The organism is Mucilaginibacter flavus (assembly GCF_030409315.1).
Lineage (GTDB): Bacteria > Bacteroidota > Bacteroidia > Sphingobacteriales > Sphingobacteriaceae > Mucilaginibacter > Mucilaginibacter flavus.
In genome coordinates, this window is sequence record NZ_JAUFPS010000048.1 from 1 (window position 1) to 1037 (window position 1037).

Genomic DNA, 1037 nt, shown 5'->3' on the forward strand with positions numbered 1-1037 from the left:
CGGAGAGAGATTCTGTGTTAATTATCAAATAATTTTTAATTTTGTTTTATTAAGGCGGCTTTAAAGCCAGCCTGTTTAGGGCAGTTCGTCATTGATGGCTGCCCTAACCCTTTTATATGGCCGAAGCATTTTCAATAGATTGATGTACATGATTTTTGTCATATGGTTTATTTGTAGTCCACAAAGTATATATCAACTCCAATAGTCTTCTTTGAACGGCGACAGCTGCTTTCATTTTAATTCCATGTTTGGACACCAGTCTGGCATATACGGTTTTAAAGCGGTCATCTATTCTAATGGCTGTTAATGCCGGCATATGCATTGCTTTTCGCAGGTGCCGGTTTCCCTTTTTCGATATTTTGGGTTTCTTCTTTACAGATGTGCCCGACTCTTTTTCCTCCACATCCAGGCCACTATAGCTGGTAAGTTGTTTTTTATTTTTTATCAGGTCAAATCCGTTTGTTTCAGCTATCGTTATTACTGCCGTGAGTTTACCTACTCCTGGTATTGTAGCAAGATTGTTTATTCTTGCAGTAAATTCCTTATCCTTTTTGAACATTTCCGCTATATCGAACTTGATCTCCCTTTCTTGCATATTGCATAGATTAATCCGTTGCTGAAGCCTTACGATACTTTTTTCATTTGGAAATGCTTCTGCCTGTTCTGCATGTAACTGGTTTTTACTTACCGTGCGTTCGGCGATGATCTGGTCCCGTTCACGTGTCAGTTGCTTTAAGTCGCGATAGATCTTTTTGGGCTGTTGCCAAACTTCGTACTTCCGCTCTAATCCGAACTGGCAGATAGCTTGTGATGCTGTTTTATCCGTAACTGTTTTCAGATCAAGGCTTCGCATATAGTTGCTGATCTTATTAGGCAGCACGACACACACTTCATACCCCTGGTCTGATAAGTAATAAGCCAGTTTCTCGTGATAAACACCTGTCGCTTCCATTACATAGCGTATTCCAACCTCTTTAATGGTTCGTTGCTTGACCCAGGACTCAAGAGCCTTAAAGCCTGATAGTTGATTGGCAAAC

The 1037-nt window shown here is 40.5% G+C and carries 1 protein-coding gene; it reads right to left on the reverse strand.

What is annotated here, in order from left to right; translation table 11 throughout:
- Positions 1-112: 112 nt before the first annotated feature.
- Positions 113-1037, reverse strand: a 925-nt coding sequence (locus tag QWZ17_RS23250) for an IS110 family RNA-guided transposase (RefSeq protein ID WP_290307717.1), incomplete at its 5' end; no start/stop codon positions are given.